Raw genomic sequence first — 17296 nt, 5'->3', positions numbered from 1 at the left:
TGTAATGGATAAATTTGAGAAAGAATGGGTATCCTCTGCTGTAGATGGTGCTCTTGATGAGCAAGCAATTAGTAAGCTTGTATCAGATGAGCAATCACAAAAACAGTGGCAACGCTATCACATGATTGGTGATGCATTGCGTGATGACCTGCCTGAGACGATGCCACTAGATTTATCAGCAAATATTGCTGCAGCGCTTGAAAATGAGCCAGAAATCGTAGCGCCTGTTATAAAAACTACGGCTACACAAGAAGAAGTGGTTACGTCTGGAAACGTAGTAACATTAGCTTCTAGAACTGTACCCATTGTGAAGCAATTCGGCCAATATGCTATTGCTGCATCAGTTGCTGTTTTTGCCGTTATTGGGGTACAGAATTATCAAGATCAATCTGATATTGATAACAACCCATTGCCTGTTGTTAACACAATGCCACTTGTTGGTAGTGCTTCTCCAGTAAGTTTACAGGCAGAACCTGCATCATCAGCATTGAGTCAACAAGAATATAACGATAAAATCAACGAGCAACGTCGTAGAATTAATGCTTATATTCAAGACCATATGTTGCAACAACGATTAAATACTGGAGCACAGGAACAAGACTCAAACGAGCTTGTACCTCAGAACGAGCAATAGGAGTTCATTTGCGTTCCCTTTTGTTAATACTATCTATTATAGTATTCCCTGCATTTGCACAAAACGAACTTTCTGCGAAGGCTTGGCTTGATAAAATGAGCCAAGCCCTTCAACAAACACAATTCAAAGCATCTATGATCGAGGTTCAGTCCGATCATATTCGTCCTTTGGTTTACTTACATGGCGTAGTTAATAAACAGGAAGTGGCTTTCTTAGAGTACTTAAATGGACCACCACAAAAAGCAATTCGTGTTGGTGAACAAGTTACTTTTCTTGAAAATGAGCAACCTCCATACAGTGTTAAAGCTCAGCGAATAGATGGTTTGTGGCCACAAGTTTTTGCTGAAGACATTAACTTACTCTCTAACAGTTATCAATTCGTGCTTGGCGGCCGTAACAGGATCGCAGGGCGACCTGGCCAATTAGTTCGAATTATACCAAATGATGATTTCCGTTATGGATATCAGCTCTGGTTAGATATGGAGAATTACTTACCACTTCGTTTAGATACCATCAGCCCAGACAAACACTTGCTAGAGCAATTAATGGTAATTGAAATGGGTGTTATGGATGAAACGCCTGAAATACTGCAAGAAGCGGCTGAACGTAATTGGCCTAGTGCAGCGAAACAGTTACCACATAAAAGTGTGATCAAATGGAAGTTCAATTGGTTACCAAAAGGCTTTAAGGTGCTGGTGCAAGATCATCATAGTTTATATGGAAGTCGACAACCTGTTGAATATATTGGCATCAGTGATGGTATCGCTAATATTTCTGTATATGTAGCAAGAGCAGGAGATACAGAGTTACCGGAAGCATTGAATGCTCGTAACGGTTTGTCTGTAGTAACAGATAAAGTCGGCGATGCGGAAGTTGTTGTAATAGGACAAGTACCTACTGAAACGCTTACGAATATCGCTAAAAGTCTAACGCTCGCAGAATAGAGTATTTCTTTATGATGGAAGAACTGGCCAAAGTGGTCTCTGATTCAGAAGATGGTTGGGTTTCCGTAGAAGTCGAGTTAAAGAGTGCGTGTCACAGTTGCCATAACGATGAAAACTGTGGCACGGCTGCTGTCGCAAAAGCCTTCTCCCCCAAAACTCAAGCGTTTGCTATTCAAACTCAAGTTCCCGTCAAAATTGGTGAGATGGTAAAAATTGGTTTGCCTGAATCGGTTGTTTTAAAAGCGGCGGCATTGGTCTACTTGTTGCCATTATTTGGCTTTTTCGCAAGTGCTTTTTTAGGAACATTTCTATTTGAGAAGTTAGGCATAGTCGTTCCCTTTACCCAATCAGCAGATATTCCTACGATTTTGTTTGGAGGGCTGGGAGCATTTCTCGCTTGGATATTCGGGCGTATTCAGGCCAAAAATATTGAATCTATCGCCCAACCTGTAATTTTATCTAGATTAGGCCATCAGATTAATTGAACTGATTGGTATCTGTCTCGCAATCGGGTACAATTCACCACTTTTAGTTTTCTCAAAGCTTGCCAAGTTTATTTGCGCATGTTTTACACATGAAAATAGCTTGCCGAGTGTAATGCCCCTTTGGGTAATTAGCATTAGTTACAGAGCATAATGAAACACATTAGAAACTTTTCGATTATTGCCCATATTGATCATGGGAAATCAACATTATCAGACCGTCTTATTCAGTATTGTGATGGTTTAAGTGACCGCGAAATGGCGGCTCAAGTACTTGACACAATGGATATCGAACGTGAACGCGGTATTACCATTAAAGCTCAAAGTGTAACCTTAAACTATAAAGCGCATGACGGTGAAACTTACCAACTGAACTTTATTGATACTCCAGGACACGTAGACTTTTCATATGAAGTGTCTCGTTCTCTTGCTGCGTGTGAAGGAGCATTGTTGGTTGTTGATGCCGGACAGGGCGTTGAAGCACAAACACTTGCAAACTGTTATACCGCATTGGAAATGGAATTAGACGTTGTTCCTATTCTAAACAAAATTGACTTACCACAAGCTGAGCCTGAGCGTGTAGCTGAAGAGATTGAAGACATTGTTGGTATTGAAGCAATGGACGCTGTTCGCTGTAGTGCTAAAACAGGTATTGGTATTGAAGATGTTTTAGAAAAAATTGTCTCTGACATTCCACCACCAGAAGGTAACCCTGAAGGGCCACTTCAAGCGTCTATTATTGATTCTTGGTTCGACAGCTATTTAGGCGTTGTCTCTTTAGTTCGTATTAAAAACGGCGTACTAAAGAAAGGTGATAAGTTTAAAGTTATGTCTACCGGACAAACTCATACTGCTGATAGAGTCGGTATCTTTACGCCTAAACAAACAGACAAGCCAGAGCTAAAAACAGGCGAAGTTGGTTTTGTTATTGCTGGTTTGAAAGAGATTCATGGTGCGCCTGTTGGTGATACGCTTACACACGCTAAAAATGGTGCAGAAGAAGCGTTACCAGGATTTAAGAAGGTTACTCCGCAGGTATATGCGGGTGTTTTCCCAATTTCAACTGACGAATTTGAAAGCTTCCGTGATGCCTTAAACAAGTTAAGTTTGAATGATGCATCGTTGGTATTTGAACCAGAAAATTCATCGGCATTAGGTTTCGGTTTCCGTATTGGTTACTTGGGCCTTCTGCACATGGAGATCATTCAAGAGCGTTTAGAACGTGAATATAATCTTGATTTGATCACCACTGCGCCGACCGTAGTATATGAAGTTGAGCAAAATAACGGTGAAGTGGTTTATGTCGATAATCCATCAGACTTACCACCAGTAAATAACATAGCTGAAATTCGTGAACCTATTGTTGAAGCCAATATTCTGGTACCAAAAGATTATTTAGGTAACGTGATTACGCTTTGTATCGAAAAGCGTGGCGTACAGAAAAACATGGTTTACCATGGTAACCAAGTTGCGATCACATACGATATCCCAATGGCTGAAGTGGTTATGGATTTCTTCGACCGATTGAAGTCAACTAGCCGTGGTTACGCCTCTCTTGAGTACAACTTCGTACGTTTTGAGCCAGCAGATATGGTGCGTTTAGACGTACTAATTAATGGCGATCGTGTTGATGCGCTTGCAATGATTATTCACCGTTCGTTGATTCGTCATAAAGGTATTGCTCTTGTTGATAAGATGAAAGAGCTTATTCCAAGACAAATGTTCGATATTGCGATTCAAGCAGCAGTGGGAAGCCAAATCATTGCTCGTTCTAACGTGAAAGCAATGCGTAAAGACGTAACAGCAAAATGTTATGGCGGTGACGTATCACGTAAGAAGAAACTGCTGCAAAAGCAGAAAGAAGGTAAAAAGCGAATGAAACAGGTTGGTAATGTTGAAGTTCCGCAGGAGGCTTTCTTAGCCGTACTTAAGTTGAATGATTAATCAGTCATAATCATTTTAAGTGCAATCAAAGCGTCGCAATAGCGGCGCTTTAGCGTTTTTTTTGAAACAACTATTTTTTATCTTTAGCAGCATTTTAAGTATTTGTTTCAAAATAAAAGCACCTTAAGTGTATGATTTTGGTTTCCTTGAACATTGATTTACACTTAAACCCATACCGTTATGGAACTACTGCTTTTATTAGTAATCCATAAACTAACGAATTGAAACAAAAAGCCAGGAGTAAAAATTACGATGGCACAATATTTTTCATTGATTTTAGTTGTTGTCACTTTGGTTTCAGGCATTATCTGGGCTATTGATGCATTTGCGTTTGCACCAAAACGTAAAGCTGCGCTTGCAGAAGCAGAGAAGACAAAGAGTTTAACTGAAGAAGCGAAAGAAAAGATTCTTCAAGAGTCGTCGATTGTAGAAACGGCGCATTCTATTTTTCCAGTGATCGCATTTGTATTAATTTTGCGTTCTTTCATTTACGAACCTTTTCAAATTCCATCAGGCTCGATGATGCCAACATTATTGGTAGGTGATTTTATTCTGGTTGAAAAGTATGCATACGGATTAAAGGATCCTGTATGGAGAAAACAATTGGTTGAGACTGGAAAGCCTAAGCGTGGCGATGTTGTTGTATTCAAGTATCCAATCGACCCAACGGTTGATTACATTAAACGTGTAATTGGTTTACCGGGTGATAAAATCATCTATCGTGATAAGCAGCTTTATATTCAGAAAGCGTGCGCAGAGGGCGTGAAAGAATGTCCTGGCCCAGAGTTAATTCACCGAAAAGAGATCAATCGAGGTGAGTTTTCACAAAATGGTTACCCGATGTTGCGTTACAACGAACAACTGGGTGATGTAAATCATGATATTTTGATCAACCCAGCAATTTTAGATCGAGTAAGTGCTTACTATAAGCAAAGTGGCACAAAACCATATGAGTTCGAAGTACCTAAGGGCGAATATTTCATGATGGGCGATAATCGAGATAACAGTCTTGATGGCCGTTTTTGGGGATTTGTACCTGAAGCTAATTTGGTCGGGAAGGCCGTTGCAATATGGATTAGCTTTGAATTTGACCGCACGGATGCCGACTTTTTACCTAAGTGGGTGCCAACAGGTGTTCGCTTTAATCGTGTAGGCGGAATTCACTAATATGAAAGCTTGGGATAACAAAGACCGTTTATTGAGAACTATCGGTTATCAATTTAAAAACCAAGACTTATTGATTCAAGCGTTGACGCACCGAAGTGCAGCGCACAAGCATAACGAGAGACTTGAATTCCTAGGGGATTCAATTCTTTCAATTGTAATTTCAGATGCTTTGTATCATCAATTTCCTAAGTCAACCGAGGGTGACTTAAGCCGTATGCGTGCTTCATTGGTTCGTGGTGATACTTTAGCCGTGATAGCACAAGAGTTTTCTTTAGGAGATTACTTAAAGCTCGGCCCAGGTGAACTTAAGAGTGGTGGTTTCCGTCGTGAATCAATTCTTGCTGATGCAGTAGAAGCAATTATTGGCGCCATTTATTTAGATTCTGAACTCGAAACTTGCCGTGAATTGGTACTTGCGTGGTATGAATCGCGTTTAAAAGAGATACAGCCTGGCGTCAGTCACAAAGATCCAAAAACATTGCTCCAAGAGCATCTGCAAGGTTTGAAGCGCCCATTACCTGAATACAAGGTAACAGATATCAAAGGCGAAGCACATAATCAAACCTTTACCGTTGAATGCACCATCGACAATGTGCATGAATCTAAAGTTGGCGTGGGTGGTTCACGTCGTAAAGCTGAGCAGAATGCCGCTGCTCAGATGTTGGAGCTATTAAAGAAATGAGTCGCAGTTCAAACTCAAATGAGCCTAAAAACAATCAAGTTGAACCATCATTAGATGAGTTACTTTCCCGTATTACTAATACTTCACCAGTAACTCAGCAATATGATGCAACCTATTGTGGAATGGTCGCAATTGTTGGTCGCCCAAATGTGGGTAAATCAACTCTGCTAAACCGTATTTTAGGTCAGAAAGTGAGTATTACTTCACGTAAGCCACAAACGACTCGTCATCGTATTATGGGTATTCACACGGATGGACCTAAGCAAACCGTTTTTGTTGATACACCCGGTCTCCATATTGAAGAAAAACGCGCAATTAACCGTTTAATGAATCGTGCAGCGTCAAGCTCTTTAGCTGATGTTTGTATGGTGGTATTTGTTGTTGATGGCATGGAATGGACTGCTGATGATGACATGGTCCTCAAAAAGCTGAAGCAAAACGCAAAACACAATGATGCAAAGTTAGTATTGGCAATCAATAAAGTTGATTACATCAAAGAAAAAGGCGAGCTGTTTCCTTATTTGGAAAAAATTGCTGAGAAAGCTGATTTTGATGAAATTCTACCCATTTCAGCAAAGCAAGGAACGAATGTTGAGAGGATCATTGAACTCGCTAGCGAATCTTTGCCTGAGAGTCCGCATTTCTTTCCTGAAGATTATGTGACTGATCGTTCCCAACGTTTTATGGCATCAGAAATCGTGCGTGAAAAACTTATGCGTTTTTTAGGTGATGAATTACCTTACGATGTTACCGTTGAAATCGAGCAATTTAAATTGATGGAAAATGGGGTTTACCATATTAATGCATTGATCTTAGTCGAGCGCCAAGGTCAAAAACGCATGGTTATTGGTAAAAACGGTGAGCGTATTCGTACCATTTCAACTGAAGCCCGCCAAGATATGGAGCGTTTATTTGATAATAAAGTGTTCCTAGAAACATGGGTGAAAGTGAAATCGGGTTGGGCTGATGATGAACGAGCCCTACGAAGCTTGGGATACGGTGAAGACTAATATGAATTCCACTCCAACAGTCGTTGGAGTGGCTCTATGAGCAGGAAAGTACCAAGCCTATGGAACGTGGCTACATATTGCATCATCGACCATTTAAAGAGTCCAGTTTATTAGTTAATCTGCTCGTGGATGGTATTGGTCGAGTCGATGCAATCGCTCGTGTTGGATCAGGTAAGCGTTCGCTTAAATCTATTCTACAACCTTTTCAGCCGTTGATATTTAACTTTACGGGCAAAAGTGACCTAAAAAATCTCATTCAAGTTGAAGCCGCTTCCCCAGCGATACCAATAGTTGGGGAACAGCTTTATGCCTCAATGTACCTCAATGAATTACTCGTAAGAACGTTATCAAATCAACATCAAGCTGAAGAGTTATTTCACATCTACAACCGAGTGTTGCTTGATATCGCAGCGGGTTTTAAACAAAGTCAGCTAAGATGGTTTGAATATCAGTTGTTATTGCAGCTTGGCGCAATGCCAAGTTTGTTGTTTGATGCCCAAGGTGAAGAAATTTGTGATGATGGTTTATATCGCTATGTTCCAGAACAAGGCTTCATTTTTGTTGGTTCAAGAACCAATAATGTTATAAGCGGTATCGCATTAAATCAGTTGCGTGAAAACCAAATTACAGAAGAGCAGTTTCTCGAATTAAAAGTATTAATGCGAAACTTGCTTGCGCCATTTTTAGGCAATAAGCCATTGATGAGCCGTCAGCTTTTCATTCAATATCAAAAAATAAAGCAAAATTGATAACAGGTTGTGCAATCTATACAATGTGCGCAAATTCTATATCTATAAATCAAGGAGTTCCTATGAGCGGTATTTTATTGGGCGTTAACATCGATCATATTGCAACATTACGACAGGCTCGTGGAACGAACTACCCTGATCCAGTTCATGCTGCAGCTGTTGCCGAGCACGCTGGTGCTGAAGGTATTACCATTCATTTGCGCGAGGATCGCCGTCATATTATAGACCGTGATGTTTATGTATTAGCTAAGACGCTAAAAACACGCATGAATCTAGAAATCGCAGTCACTGAAGAAATGTTAGATATTGCTTGTGAAGTTAAACCTACTTATGTGTGTTTAGTGCCAGAAAAGCGTGAAGAGTTGACTACTGAGGGCGGTTTAGATGTGGCCGGGCAGTTAGATAAAATCACTCAAGCCAATGCAAAATTAGCAGAAAAGGGCATTAAAGTTTCACTGTTTATTGATGCTGATAAAGCCCAAATTGATGCAGCAGTTGCTTCTGGTGCTCCCTATATTGAAATTCATACTGGTTGTTACGCTGATGCAGAAACTGATGCTGAGCAACAAGCTGAGTTAGAGCGCATTGCTAAAATGGCAAAGTATGCACATTCGAAAGGCTTAGTAGTTAATGCTGGTCACGGTTTGCATTACCATAATGTAAAACCAATCGCTGCAATTCCTGAATTGTACGAGCTTAATATCGGTCATGCGATTGTTGCTAGAGCGGCGATTGACGGTTTAGAAACTGCAGTTCGTGATATGAAGCAATTAATGATTGAAGGCCGTAGAGGCGAGTAATGGCGATTAAGGGTTTAGGTACTGATATCGTCGAAATTGAACGCATCAAAAAGCATATTGCCCGTGTGGGCGATCGTTTAGCCAAGCGTGTGCTGACTGAAAACGAAATGAAAGTGTACTTAAATCACTCTCAACCAGAGCGTTATCTTGCAAAACGATTTGCAGCAAAAGAAGCAGCAGCCAAAGCGTTAGGTACAGGAATAGGGCGAGGCGTATCTTTTCAGCATATCCATATCAGTAACAATGAGAACGGGGCTCCGCTTATTTGTTTTACTGACGGAGCATTAGAACGACTGCATTGTTTAGGTGCGGCTTCTGCTCATATTACGATTGCTGACGAAAAGCATTACGCCACGGCCACCGTTTTGATTGAATAAAAGTATATTTCAATGACAGTTGTTGAGGAAAGTATCAACAACTGTCATTGAAAGTTTTATGCGAATTTTCGTTTAAATTTAGGGATACCCATTAAACCAAGTACCACGAGACCACTTACAACTCCAAACGTAATTAACTCCACTTCAGTATCAACTAACAAGTTCGCAAAAAGTCCTGAAAAGTACGAAGCAATGAGAAAAACTGCAAAACTTGTACTGAGTATTCGTTTGTCCGATTTCGTAGCGATTAGCGACAAGAATACAGCTGAGCAGATCACTTCTGCAATGGAGTGAAGCGCCATCATGACAATGATGGTCTTTGATACTTGCCAATCATTGGAAATACTGTAATCAATCAAAAACCAGCCGAGAGAAAACATCAGTAAACCCATTGACAAAATCATCATGGATTTTACGTTATAACGCCAAAAAACAGTGAGAAATATTATTGAAGAAACTAATACTGTTAATGAGTTAACAATACCGTTTAGCGTTATATCTATATTTTTATTTTCAAAAATAATGACATCAGCCGCCTCCCATAAGCTCCAAAACAGTAGGGAAAGTGCAGCAACGGCAAATGTAAATAGAGCTCCTTTGTAAATCCCCAGTTTGCTAGATTCTGCCTTCCTATTAGCCGTGAATGCTTCATCAGTCATTTTTTTACGAAGTAAGAACATGATCAAGCAACACAATGCTGAACAACAGGCCGCTAAAATAAAGCCATTAGAATATATATCATCGGTAATTAACAAGCCTGCTAACATAGCGCCTATTGCGGCGCTAAGGTTGATGACAAGATACTGTGCAATGAAAATACTCTTTAACTTATTAGGAAACTGCTGTAATTGGAGCGTAATTAAAGAAAGTATATTTGGGCGCATTAAGCCAATGCCCAAAGCAATTAAAATGGAAATGCCTTGGATCATATCGCTATCAACATAGCCAATGGATATAAAGCCGATAGCAGTAAAAACACCGCCTAACAGCGTGGCATAAAAGCTACCAGTAATGAGATCCGCCAGCAATCCACCGAGCAAAATACCTATGTAAACGAACATGGTAAATTCAGCATATAAAGCGAAGGTTTTTTCTTGCTCCCAAATCTCACCATTTGTACCTTGATAAACAAGAAATAAAACAAACATAGATCGAAAAGCATAATAAGCGATTCTTTCAAGTCCATTGGCGATCAATAAACCCAAAATAGAGGATTTAGGGAAACTCCCAGAATTCATAAAAACGGTTCCTTGTATTATTTTTCAGCACGATATTAACATAAAAGTTACAAGTGCCTTTTATTGTTACAGATTGACTGTTACTACTTTTATTTTTTTTGATAGGGAGATAAAGTACGCTCAAATTTCTTCGCAAACGATAAATATGAATTTTAGTGATGAAGTCATCAGTAACTTAGATGATTTAAAAAACTTTCTTCTTCTGGTTGAAACTGGAGCGTTGGGTTTAAATGGCGTTGAAGGTGTCGGCATGGCAACCAATAACGCTGACGGTCGTCGTTTTATTGCGGTATTTGGATCACAACATCAATTACTTTATGGTCGCTGGGTATCTGAAGAAGTATTCCAGACCGGGCAAGACATGGTGCGAAATGGTGTTAGTAATAAGCACTGATCGAAAGAAGGGCTAATGATATAGCCCTTTTTACTATTCCTCATCTTGAAAGATATCTTCGATTGGTAATTTGAATAATCGTGAAACTTTAAATGCAAGTGGCAAGCTTGGATCGTATTTTTCTTTCTCAATCGCATTAATTGTCTGCCTAGATACATCCAGTTTCTGAGCTAAATCTGCTTGAGTCCAGTCCCTTTCGGCTCTTAATACTTTTAAACGGTTTTTCATGAATAGCGAACTCTCCCAGTGATTAGCCCTACTACATAGCTCAGAGAGATGGATACGATGAGTGTCGACGGAGATAGGTGCGATATGATTCCAGCTTCTTCTAATATAGAGCCGCCAGCATACAAAATGATGGTAATGCCAACTGATAAAGCTAAGGCGTCTAATTGAATCTTTCTTTCCATTTCATCTAAATGTGCCAGCATTCTTTTATAAGCTAAAACCATGGCAATACCCGCTCCTGCATTAATGACCAATGCGATGATTACGTAGGGAAGATGATTAACCCACTCATATTTAATCATAAAAATGGTGGCACACAATGTGATTGCCCACATAAGCCCCCATAAATTTACTCTATTAGCATTTTGTAAGTCTCTTTTTGGCAAACCAGCACAGAAGATGGCGTTAATTACTTTTTTCATAACTAGCTTCCTTGTCATTAAGTTAAGTCTACTTTACATGAATTAATGTAGAGTGTTAGTTACTTATTGTCAAGTCTGCTTGTCACGAATAAATGGTGAACCAACAAAGACCATAGAGGGCCATGCAATTTTTAAAGGGTTTTTGGGTTAATCGATGTATTTAGCTTGGTTATCACTTTTCTCTAAAATGACTTTCAAATTATTCAGTCCTTGCTGTAACTCATTACCAATTTGTTGTTCAAAATCGATAGCTAAAAACATCAAATTCATAGGATAGTTAAGATGACCTTTAAAGCCCCAAGTAACTTTTGTTTGGTTGTTGCCCACAGCTTGTGTAGTCATATAAGCGGGTTCAGTAGCTTTAAAAGGCTTTAAAAATCTGAGTTGCAAGTCGATTCTTTTATTGGGGGTAATGGCTATTATTTCTTGCTCACCAACGCCAACTTCTGGATTTTGGCTATTCCATTTAGCGATAAACCCAACCTTACCGTCTGTTCCTTTATAGGAGCGTTGAGTGTTTGGATCTAACTTTGCCCAAGTGCTGTAGTTGTCTTGGTTTTTAAGTAATTTTATGTATGAAAAAACGTGTGAAACTGGCTGATCAATTATGATGTTTTTCTCAACGTCATATTCGTTGTCCAGCATTAGAGCACTGAATAAAGGAATGATGATAATGATGCCGATTCCGATGAGTAATTTCTTAAGCATGATAAAAAAGTTCCTTTTTATTTTTTGAAGCTTCAGTGGTCGTTAAACAAGTACGACATAAACATTGTTGAACGTCCTTAACTGTTGCGAGCTTTGCTTTTATTTCTTCTCTTGGTACTTCGACATTCATACACCAGCATTCAGAAGGGTTTGAATTGTTTGCGACTGCACAGTGATTTTCTTTATTACAGATTGGGCAGTATTTTTCAGAAGGCATTAAAAGTCTTCCGAGCTAATTTTAGTTAATGCCGCTAATGCAGCTTTATAATCTGGCTCTTTACCTGTATCAGTAACAAGTTGGCGATATTGAAGATCGCCTTGCTTATTAATGATTAAAATGGCTCTTGCTAATAGGCCTTTATCTTTCATTAGTAAGCCATATTTTGTTCCAAAGTCACGCCAAACAGCATCAGATAGAACCATTATTTTGTCTACGTCTTGTTGCTGACAAAAGCGTTTTTGAGCAAACGGTAAATCGGTGCTGATGGATAACATGACGACGTTGTCTGAGAAGTTTGCAACTTGGTCATTAAATTTTTTGGTCTGGATCGCACAAATGCCTGTATCTAAACTTGGTACTGAGCTGATAAGAATGGTTTGCCCTTTGAAGTCAGACAGATCTATCGGGTTGAATTTACCATCGACAACTCGAAATAGGGGAGCTGGCTGGTTCAAAGCTGGGTATGTGCCTAATAGATTCACTTTGTTTGCGCCAAAGCTAACTTGGTGGTGATTTTCTGGACCAGAAGCCGCTGTGCTTGCACCACAAAAAAATAAGCTCAGTAATAATAGTGAACGTGTGTTAAAAACTGCCATTTGTTTTCTCATTAAATTTTTTAATTACTTAATTTTTGAAGTAGGGATTACGTTGAAGCCATATACTGGCTCAATATACTCTTATGAAATGAAGATGCAATTTGTGGGATAGAGAGATGAAAAGGCATGTTAAATAAAAAGCGGCCTAGACCGCTTCAAAATAAGAATGGATTATTTACTTGCTTCTGGTTTTGGTGGGAAGTTAGCCAATAATTTGCTGATCTTTTGGTTGATGATCTCGGTTTTTTGCTGTGGTGTCTTATTTTTCTTTACCGTATCTTTTATTGCACCTCTCCAAATCAGTTTTTTGGTTTTTGCGTCAACAAAATCAACCAATAATGTGCTTACTTCATACTCACGAACGCTAGTTTGAGTCTGTGTACTGCCACCCCACCACCAATTAGGGTATGAATTTGGGTAGTAGCCATAATTGGTATGGAAAGTATCAACATCAATTTTTTTATCTGTTTTAGTGATGTAATTAACTAGTAATTCAGCAGCTGTATTGGAAACTTTTTTGATGCCTTTCGTCATCATTTGGTTTTCAACTGCATTATGGATTCTTTTTTCCATTAAACCATCAAGTTGATAACCAGCGTCACCTGCTTTTTTATGTACCCACGCATAAGTCTTGTATTGATTAAAGTTCACTTGAGGATCGTAATCCCAGTTCCCTTTAGTTGAGCTACATGCATTTAAAAACATTACTGCAGCAATAACCAATAGCTTTTTCATAACGTTACTCCTTAATTCATCCATTTGTACTCAGGATACAACCCAGAGATCAATTGAACAAATTGATTTGCAAAAAATTACTTAAAAGTTTGACAAACTCACAAATCTTAATGATAATTATTATCAGTAATGATGTTTAGTGGATTGAAAACATGCTTTGGTTAATAGTTGCTCTCGTGGTAGGCAGTATGGCGGTAATTTGGATGCCGCAACCCAGTGCTGTAATTAAAGGCATTCATCCTTTCTTAAAGCTAGATGCAAAAGTAATTAAAAGCTTAGTTACACTTTCAGTAGCAGGTATTATTCTTTGTGCTGTTTTTACCATTAATCAGCCATCAATAAAGAGTTTTACTGCAATCTTTTTCATGGTTACAGCGAGTTTTGTTGCCGTTCCGCGTTTACATCGATTCATTCTTCCGTGTGCTTTGACAACCGCAGTGTTAGTGATTGCGATGATCGCTCAATAAATCACCAAAAATAAACTCATTTTAATTTGTAATAGGTTTTCCCATTAATATTGGTTTTGTTAGACTAAAACAAAATAACAATCCAAAACAGATTAAAAATGAATTCAGATAGCAATGTTTCTTTAGTTTATAGCACTGATACTGGTCGAATAAAATCGGAACCCGTAAAAGCTTCTGCGCCTTCATCTGACGGTATTGTCAGAATTCATAAAGAAAGCAAAGGCAGAAAAGGCAAAGGTGTGTCTATAATTAAGGGACTTGGCCTTGAAGAGAAAGAGTTAAAGACTCTCGCTCAAAAGTTAAAGAAGCAGTGTGGATGCGGTGGCACTGTTAAAGATTTTAATATCGAAATGCAAACAGATAACCGTGAAACATTAAAAGGGCTTCTAGAGAAGCAGGGTTTCATCGTTAAGTTAGCAGGCGGTTAAGCAGTTATTAATCGGAGTTCCTATGGACAGTTTGCAGAATTATTTTCTGGTTGCAATGCCAGAGCTAGACGGCACTTTCTTTGAAAGAAGTGTCATTTTCATCTGTGAGCATGATGAAAAAGGTGCAATGGGGATTATCATCAATCGCCCTATTGGAATAGAGGTGAGCGATCTACTAGAACAAATGGATCTTTCAGCACAAACTTTACTTCATTCTGCAGTTAAAGATTCTCCTGTACTTGTAGGGGGCCCCGTCAGCCCTGATCGTGGTTTTGTTTTGCATTCCAATCAAAATGGTTGGACGAACAGCTTATCAGTCTCAGATGACCTTATGATTACGACCTCTCGTGATGTGTTAAGCGCAATGGGGAAACAAAAGGGACCAGATAATTTTATTGTCGCCCTTGGTTATGCTGGTTGGAGTAAAGATCAACTTGAAGAGGAGATTTCGAGTAACTCTTGGCTTACGATTCCAGCGACCTCAGAAATTATGTTTGATATCGAACCAGAAAAGCGTTGGCAAATGGCGACAACGTCACTTGGGTTTGAATCCTGGCAAGTTTCTTCTCAAGTAGGGCATTCTTAAACAAGTTATTTCCTACTCAATAAAACCAACATATAATACTGCTCTAATTTTGCAGTATTTTTTCATGGGTTGAATAATGTCTATAACCGTGTTGGGTTTTGATTTTGGTACAAAAAGCATTGGTATTGCAGTTGGGCAGAGTATTACTTATCAAGCTTCACCCGAAACTGCTGTAAAAGCCAATGACGGGATTCCAAATTGGGATGTTATTGAAGCTATTATAAAAAGATGGCAACCGGATTTATTTGTTGTAGGGCTCCCATTAAATATGGATGGAACTGAGCAGCCATTAACTCAAAGAGCCAAAAAATTTGCCAATCGATTACATGGTCGTTTTGGCATTAAAGTGGAGTTGCAAGACGAGCGACTAACGACCACAGATGCTAAAGCGAGGCTTTTCGAACTTGGCGGGTATAAAAAGCTCGCAAAAGATCAAATTGATTCTGTCTCAGCAGTGCTTATTGTTGAGAGTTACTTCGAGAATCAGTTCTAAGATAGCTTAATTTGTCAGGATCATCGTATACGGCCTCAACAGTAATTGGCATTGTAGTTGAGTTATCGACGTCTGATCCAAATAACTTGAAATATTTCCTTTGCGATTGTGGGTTGGGGTAATATTGACGTAGAATTAAATCAACATGCGCATTTTGTCTAGGAACCTGAAATTTAAAGCTGTTCCCATCTTCAACTAGTGGTGTCTCTTCACCAAAATTTAATACAACCTCCTCATCATGTGTTCCTAGATCAAATTCACCTCTGTTTAGAGTTCCAAACTTAACTAGTCGAGTAGCGGAAATTTCTGGGTTTAGGTGATATGCAGACACAATGTATTCACCGCTTTCCTTCTGGACTGCACGGAAGCTTGGTTTGATTGACTCAAAATCCCCCCACTGTTCCCCTCTCATATACACATGTGAATACTCTAGAGGTTTAAAAAAGTCTGTTGTGACTTCTCTATTTGTTTTTAAAAGTGTTGTAAGGTGTTTAGTATTATCATCTGAGCTAGGGCTCCAAAACCCACTTTTTCTTATTCGGCCGGTTTTTCCGAAAAAGTCTACTACCCCTTCATCTCTTGCATTAGCGACCTCAAAGTAATGCTTTTGAGGACTGCTCATACTCGGGTCTTGGTATGCAAATACGACATTACCTGTTTGCGCTGCAATAATTTGCTCTTGTAATGCTTGAAGCTCGGCAGCTTGAACTGCAAAATACTGAGACTGACTGCTTTCACCATTTATATGAATACTGGAGGAGGACATAACATAAACCTAATAGAAAGTTATTGGATTTATGCTACGCCTGCAATTCAGAGTGTATAGTGAAAAAATGTTAATGAATATTAATAATAGAGAAACGTTTAACTTAAGCCATTGATTGAAACTTCTATATTAAAAGATTAATTATTTCGTTTCTGCTTTACGAGGTTTGCCATCATTTCGATATGAAGTGGGTCATCGTTTAAAGCATCAATATATCGATAGTGTTTACCACCTGCTTCTTCAAATATTTCACGGTTTTCTTGCTTAATTTCTTCAAGTGTTTCTAGGCAATCTGCGCTGAATGCAGGGCAAATGATTGCTATGTCATCAACACCGTCTTTAGCGAGTTGTTCTAGAGTCTCATCTGTATAAGGCGTTAGCCATTTCGCTTTACCAAAACGAGATTGAAAAGTGGTAATGTAGTCAGACTCTTCGAGCCCTAATGACTCAACCACTAAGCGAGTTGTTTTTTTACAGAAGCAATAGTATGGGTCACCTAACTTTAAATTACGCTCAGGCATTCCATGATAGGACAATACTAATTTCTTAGGCTTTCCATTTTTTTTAAAATCTTGATTAATCGAGTGTACCAAGGCTTTGATGTAATCAGGGTGATCGTGATAGGTATTAATGAACGTTAAGGCAGGTAAATAACGCCAAGTCATTAGCTCTTTTGCAATAGCATCAAAGCTAGAAGCCGTTGTTGGTGCAGCATACTGAGGATACAAAGGTAAAACAGTTATATCATCAACGCCTGAGTCATGTATCTTTTTTAACGTGCTAGCAATAGATGGGTTCCCATAGCGCATAGCAAAATGCACTTGCATATTTAGGTTTTGACCATCTAACTCTTTTTGGAGTGCTTCAGCTTGTCTTCGAGTGATATCAAACAAAGGTGAACCAGCTTCAGTCCATATTTGTTTGTATAGCGCAGCTGACTTAGCTGGTCGAATTCGAAGAATAATGCCATGAAGAATAATACTCCAAACGATTTTAGGTATTTCAACAACTCTAGGGTCTGCTAAAAATTCAGCTAGATAACGTTTGACGTCTTTTTTTGTTGGCGCATCTGGCGTGCCTAAGTTAATAAGCAAAACCGCCTTTGTGGCTCTTTTAGCATGACCTTGGTCTTTAGATAATCCTGCGAACTTTGACACACAACACCTTTAATATTCAGATTTTATTTTTTATCACTCAGATCTTACCGCAGATACTACGGTAAGGAC

24 protein-coding genes are annotated in these 17296 nt (G+C 39.1%); 15 read left to right on the top strand and 9 right to left on the bottom strand.

Translation table 11 applies throughout. The features are described from left to right. The first annotated feature begins 4 nt into the window (after nucleotides 1-4). From AC1EU2_RS02215 to acpS, 10 genes are all read left to right on the top strand, one after another. Nucleotides 5-634: a sigma-E factor negative regulatory protein gene (locus tag AC1EU2_RS02215; RefSeq protein WP_480296371.1), complete on the top strand. Its 630-nt coding sequence runs from the start codon at nucleotides 5-7 to the stop codon at nucleotides 632-634. Between the two features lie 8 nt (nucleotides 635-642). Further along, the gene (locus AC1EU2_RS02210) at nucleotides 643-1578 is read left to right on the top strand and encodes a MucB/RseB C-terminal domain-containing protein (RefSeq protein WP_480296370.1); all 936 of its coding nucleotides are present in this window, start codon (nucleotides 643-645) and stop codon (nucleotides 1576-1578) included. 11 nt (nucleotides 1579-1589) lie between these two features. Beyond that, nucleotides 1590-2063 carry a SoxR reducing system RseC family protein gene (locus AC1EU2_RS02205; RefSeq protein WP_480296369.1) on the top strand — a complete coding sequence of 158 codons (474 nt, stop codon included), beginning with the start codon at nucleotides 1590-1592 and terminating at the stop codon, nucleotides 2061-2063. Between the two features lie 150 nt (nucleotides 2064-2213). After that, on the top strand, nucleotides 2214-4004 hold the full coding sequence (gene lepA, locus AC1EU2_RS02200) for a translation elongation factor 4 (protein WP_480296368.1): 1791 nt from the start codon (nucleotides 2214-2216) through the stop codon (nucleotides 4002-4004). A gap of 252 nt (nucleotides 4005-4256) precedes the next feature. Beyond that, a complete protein-coding gene (gene lepB / locus AC1EU2_RS02195) occupies nucleotides 4257-5171 on the top strand; it encodes a signal peptidase I (RefSeq protein ID WP_480296367.1) in 915 nt (304 codons plus the stop codon). Between the two features lies 1 nt (nucleotide 5172). Further along, nucleotides 5173-5853, top strand: a complete 681-nt coding sequence (gene rnc, locus AC1EU2_RS02190; RefSeq protein WP_480296366.1) for a ribonuclease III — start codon at nucleotides 5173-5175, stop codon at nucleotides 5851-5853. Then, on the top strand, nucleotides 5850-6863 hold the full coding sequence (gene era / locus AC1EU2_RS02185; protein ID WP_129948097.1) for a GTPase Era: 1014 nt from the start codon (nucleotides 5850-5852) through the stop codon (nucleotides 6861-6863). The genes rnc and era overlap by 4 nt, the downstream gene beginning before the upstream one ends. A 59-nt stretch (nucleotides 6864-6922) precedes the next feature. Continuing rightward, entirely contained in the window at nucleotides 6923-7612 is a 690-nt protein-coding gene (gene recO / locus AC1EU2_RS02180) for a DNA repair protein RecO (protein ID WP_480296365.1), read from the top strand. A gap of 62 nt (nucleotides 7613-7674) precedes the next feature. After that, nucleotides 7675-8412, top strand: coding sequence for a pyridoxine 5'-phosphate synthase (gene pdxJ, locus AC1EU2_RS02175; protein WP_480296364.1), 738 nt, complete (start codon nucleotides 7675-7677; stop codon nucleotides 8410-8412). Then, complete coding sequence (acpS, locus tag AC1EU2_RS02170; protein WP_480296363.1) at nucleotides 8412-8789, top strand: holo-ACP synthase; 378 nt, start codon at nucleotides 8412-8414, stop codon at nucleotides 8787-8789. The genes pdxJ and acpS overlap by 1 nt, the downstream gene beginning before the upstream one ends. 56 nt (nucleotides 8790-8845) lie before the next feature. On the opposite strand, the gene AC1EU2_RS02165 is transcribed toward acpS, so the two are convergent. Beyond that, a complete protein-coding gene (locus tag AC1EU2_RS02165) occupies nucleotides 8846-10027 on the bottom strand; it encodes an MFS transporter (protein WP_480296362.1) in 1182 nt (393 codons plus the stop codon). A gap of 145 nt (nucleotides 10028-10172) precedes the next feature. On the opposite strand from AC1EU2_RS02165, the gene AC1EU2_RS02160 reads away from it, so the two are divergent. Next, entirely contained in the window at nucleotides 10173-10421 is a 249-nt protein-coding gene (locus AC1EU2_RS02160; RefSeq protein ID WP_480296361.1) for a hypothetical protein, read from the top strand. Between the two features lie 33 nt (nucleotides 10422-10454). On the opposite strand, the gene AC1EU2_RS02155 is transcribed toward AC1EU2_RS02160, so the two are convergent. The 6 genes from AC1EU2_RS02155 to AC1EU2_RS02130 all read right to left on the bottom strand — a co-directional run bounded on the left by AC1EU2_RS02155 (nucleotide 10455) and on the right by AC1EU2_RS02130 (nucleotide 13330). Continuing rightward, a complete protein-coding gene (locus AC1EU2_RS02155) occupies nucleotides 10455-10649 on the bottom strand; it encodes a helix-turn-helix transcriptional regulator (protein ID WP_480296360.1) in 195 nt (64 codons plus the stop codon). Further along, nucleotides 10646-11071: a hypothetical protein gene (locus tag AC1EU2_RS02150; RefSeq protein WP_480296359.1), complete on the bottom strand. Its 426-nt coding sequence runs from the start codon at nucleotides 11069-11071 to the stop codon at nucleotides 10646-10648. The genes AC1EU2_RS02155 and AC1EU2_RS02150 overlap by 4 nt, the downstream gene beginning before the upstream one ends. 147 nt (nucleotides 11072-11218) lie before the next feature. Continuing rightward, entirely contained in the window at nucleotides 11219-11779 is a 561-nt protein-coding gene (locus AC1EU2_RS02145) for an SRPBCC family protein (RefSeq protein ID WP_480296358.1), read from the bottom strand. Beyond that, a complete protein-coding gene (locus AC1EU2_RS02140) occupies nucleotides 11772-11996 on the bottom strand; it encodes a cysteine-rich CWC family protein (RefSeq protein ID WP_480296357.1) in 225 nt (74 codons plus the stop codon). The genes AC1EU2_RS02145 and AC1EU2_RS02140 overlap by 8 nt, the downstream gene beginning before the upstream one ends. Then, nucleotides 11996-12595 carry a thiol peroxidase gene (gene tpx / locus AC1EU2_RS02135; protein ID WP_480296356.1) on the bottom strand — a complete coding sequence of 200 codons (600 nt, stop codon included), beginning with the start codon at nucleotides 12593-12595 and terminating at the stop codon, nucleotides 11996-11998. Before tpx ends, AC1EU2_RS02140 begins: the two co-directional genes overlap by 1 nt. A 171-nt stretch (nucleotides 12596-12766) precedes the next feature. Beyond that, entirely contained in the window at nucleotides 12767-13330 is a 564-nt protein-coding gene (locus AC1EU2_RS02130; RefSeq protein WP_480296355.1) for a DUF4136 domain-containing protein, read from the bottom strand. Between the two features lie 152 nt (nucleotides 13331-13482). Here AC1EU2_RS02130 and AC1EU2_RS02125 point away from each other — a divergent pair, with 152 nt between their 5' ends. The 4 genes from AC1EU2_RS02125 to ruvX all read left to right on the top strand — a co-directional run bounded on the left by AC1EU2_RS02125 (nucleotide 13483) and on the right by ruvX (nucleotide 15304). Further along, a complete protein-coding gene (locus tag AC1EU2_RS02125; protein WP_480296354.1) occupies nucleotides 13483-13797 on the top strand; it encodes a hypothetical protein in 315 nt (104 codons plus the stop codon). A gap of 98 nt (nucleotides 13798-13895) precedes the next feature. Further along, the gene (gene yciH / locus AC1EU2_RS02120) at nucleotides 13896-14225 is read left to right on the top strand and encodes a stress response translation initiation inhibitor YciH (RefSeq protein ID WP_480296353.1); all 330 of its coding nucleotides are present in this window, start codon (nucleotides 13896-13898) and stop codon (nucleotides 14223-14225) included. Between the two features lie 22 nt (nucleotides 14226-14247). Continuing rightward, nucleotides 14248-14811, top strand: coding sequence for a YqgE/AlgH family protein (locus AC1EU2_RS02115; protein WP_129948111.1), 564 nt, complete (start codon nucleotides 14248-14250; stop codon nucleotides 14809-14811). Between the two features lie 73 nt (nucleotides 14812-14884). Next, nucleotides 14885-15304, top strand: a complete 420-nt coding sequence (ruvX, locus tag AC1EU2_RS02110) for a Holliday junction resolvase RuvX (protein ID WP_480297061.1) — start codon at nucleotides 14885-14887, stop codon at nucleotides 15302-15304. Here the strand turns inward: ruvX and AC1EU2_RS02105 are convergent. Next, nucleotides 15270-16070, bottom strand: a complete 801-nt coding sequence (locus tag AC1EU2_RS02105; protein ID WP_480296352.1) for a hypothetical protein — start codon at nucleotides 16068-16070, stop codon at nucleotides 15270-15272. The two genes, ruvX and AC1EU2_RS02105, sit on opposite strands and share 35 nt — an antisense overlap. A 137-nt stretch (nucleotides 16071-16207) precedes the next feature. Continuing rightward, a complete protein-coding gene (gene hemH, locus AC1EU2_RS02100; protein ID WP_480296351.1) occupies nucleotides 16208-17227 on the bottom strand; it encodes a ferrochelatase in 1020 nt (339 codons plus the stop codon). Nucleotides 17228-17296 lie beyond the last annotated feature (69 nt).

The sequence above is a fragment of the Parashewanella sp. 2304DJ23-3 genome (genome assembly GCF_056591695.1).
The sequence above is the reverse complement of the archived record's forward strand: the minus strand, read 5'-3'. Positions and strand labels throughout refer to the sequence as shown.